3 protein-coding genes are annotated in these 2,601 nt (G+C 65.0%); all 3 read left to right on the top strand.

Annotated elements, in window-relative coordinates; genetic code table 11:
• Positions 1-198: chemotaxis protein CheW (locus M4J40_RS17055; RefSeq protein WP_405030737.1), on the top strand; the 198-nt coding region annotated here is incomplete at its 5' end.
• A gap of 177 nt (positions 199-375) precedes the next feature.
• On the top strand, positions 376-2,112 hold the full coding sequence (locus tag M4J40_RS17060; RefSeq protein WP_251755584.1) for a methyl-accepting chemotaxis protein: 1,737 nt from the start codon (positions 376-378) through the stop codon (positions 2,110-2,112).
• 97 nt (positions 2,113-2,209) lie between these two features.
• On the top strand, positions 2,210-2,601 hold a 392-nt coding region (locus M4J40_RS17065), incomplete at its 3' end, for a chemotaxis protein CheW (protein ID WP_251755585.1).

The raw sequence follows: 2,601 nt of genomic DNA on the forward strand, positions 1-2,601 counted from the left end.
GTGTTCGAGGTCGTCGCGTTCCGCGGCGACCAGTTGGAGGCGGCGCCCGACATCGGCGTCCACTGGAACTCCGACTACATCGACGGCGTCGTCCGTCGCGATCAGGGCTTCGTCGTCGTCATCGACCTCGGAAGGCTCCTGACCGCCAAGGACCTCGCCGCCCTCGGCGGCAAGGACACCAACCGAGCCGTCGCCTGAACAAGCGGGGCGGCGTTTCTCGCCGCCCGCCTCTCTACCTAGAAGCAGCATGGTTAGCTCGCCCGGGACCAAGCCCTATTTCGCGCTGACGCCGTCGACACCGAAAAGGACTGGGGAGCTCCTGCCGACCGAAGAGACCAAACCGAGTTCGCCCAAGCGAAATAGGGGATCAATTTCATGCGTATCACCATCAAAGCGAAGCTGGGCCTCGCCTTCGGGTTCGTGATCGTGCTGACGGGCGCGATGGCAGGACTCGCCGTCAAGGACCTGTCGGGCCTCAACACTGCGATCGCTCACATCGTCAACGGGCCAACCGTCGACCTCGACAACATTCGCATGCTCACCAACGAGTTCAACGGCGTCGTCCGAAACGAGAAGAACGCGGTGATGAGCAGCGACTTTGCGCAGGTCACGTCCTTCCGAAAGAAGATCGAGCAGAGCAACCAAAAGATTCGCGAGGTGAGCGACAAGATCGCGACCTCAACCAATCCGGTGGTGGTCGCCGAAATCGGCAAGTTCAAGCCGCTGTTCGAAGAGCGAGCGCCGTTGTCCGGGCAAATACTCGACCTTGCCGCCCTCAACACCGATGACGCCGACCTGCGCGCTTCGACGATGAGCATGGGCAAGGCTCTGGATCTGAGTTACTCCATCTACGATCTTCTCGACGAGATGGCGGCCGACATCAGCACCAATCTCCATGCGGCCGACGAAGAGGCATCCGACGACTACCTGGCCTCGCGCAGTCTGCTGCTTGGTTGCATCGGGTTCGTCGCCTTGTTCTCCCTGACCGTCGCCGTGCTGATGTCGATATCGATCAGTCGCAGCCTGCGCAATGCCGGCAACGTGATGGGCCGGGTGGCCGATGGGGATCTGACCTGGAAGGCCGAGAAGCTTCCCAATGACGAAATCGGCGACATGCTCCGTCTTGTGGACACCATGGTCGAGCGTCTTCGTTCGGTTGTGAGCGATGCTCTGGTCGCGTCCGACAACGTGTCGGCCGGCAGCCAGCAGCTGTCGTCGGCCTCCGAGCAGATCGCCCAGGGCGCCACCGAGCAGGCCTCGTCGGCCGAGGAAGCCTCCTCGTCGATGGAAGAGATGGCCTCCAACATCAAGCAGAACGCCGACAACGCCGCCCAGACCGAGAAGATCGCCCGTCAGTCCTCCAAGGACGCAGAGACCTCCGGTCAGGCCGTCACCCAAGCTGTCGCTGCCATGCAGACCATCGCCGAGAAGATCGGCATCGTCCAGGAGATCGCCCGCCAGACCGACCTTCTGGCCCTGAACGCCGCCGTCGAAGCGGCCCGCGCCGGTGAGCATGGTCGCGGCTTTGCCGTCGTCGCCTCGGAAGTGCGCAAGCTCGCCGAGCGGTCGCAGGCCGCCGCCACCGAGATCTCGCAAATGTCGGTCGACACCGTTGCGTCCGCCCAGCAGGCCGGCGACATGCTGAACCGCCTGGTGCCGGATATCCGCAAGACCGCCGAACTGGTGTCGGAGATCTCCGCCGCCTGCCGCGAGCAGGATATCGGCGCCGCCCAGATCAACCAGGCGATCCAGCAGCTCGACAAGGTGACGCAGCAGAACGCCGGCGCCTCCGAGGAAATGTCGGCGACATCCGAGGAACTGGCCGCCCAGGCCGAGGAACTGCAGGCCTCGATCGCCTTCTTCCGCGTCGACAACGCCGTCGCGGGCTCCAAGGCCGCTCAGAGCAAGGTGCCGGGACGAGGCAACCGGTCGGCCGCCGCCCGTGGGATCACGCCTGCCAAGAAGCCCACCTCGACCGGCAGGAAAATCAATGGCTCCGGCATGACGCGTCCGACCGTGAAAGCCCAGCAGGAGGCGGTACGCGGCTTTGCGCTCGACCTCGACATGGGCGGACCGGACGACGACGACGCCGACTTCCGGGAAAGCGCCTGACCATGACGGCTCGCTCTTCGGAGACCCAGTACGTCACCTTCGCGCTCGGCAGCGGACCGGACGACGACGACGCCGACTTCCGGGAAAGCGCCTGACCATGACGGCTCGCTCTTCGGAGACCCAGTACGTCACCTTCGCGCTCGGCAGCGAGGTGTTCGCGGTCCCCGTCGCCGTGGTGCGGGAGATCCTCGATCATGAGGAGAGCTTCCGCATCCCGAACGGCCCGGACTACCTGATCGGGTTGCGCGACGTGCGCGGACAGGGCGTGCCGGTGATCGACCTCAGGCTGAAGCTCGGCCTCAGCCGCACGGTCCCGACCCCCAACACTCGCGTGCTGGTGGTCGACATCACCCTCGACGAGCGTCAACTGACGCTCGGCCTGGTCGCCGACCGCGTGTTCGAGGTCGTCGCGTTCCGCGGCGACCAGTTGGAGGCGGCGCCCGACATCGGCGTCCACTGGAACTCCGACTACATCGACGGCGTCGTCCG

The organism is Pleomorphomonas sp. JP5 (assembly GCF_023721815.1).
GTDB lineage: Bacteria > Pseudomonadota > Alphaproteobacteria > Rhizobiales > Pleomorphomonadaceae > Pleomorphomonas.

Bases quoted from the DNA above. Each gene is read 5' to 3' on its own strand.
- M4J40_RS17060 (WP_251755584.1), top strand. From the start codon at position 376: ATGCGTATCACCATCAAAGCGAAGCTGGGCCTCGCCTTCGGGTTCGTG.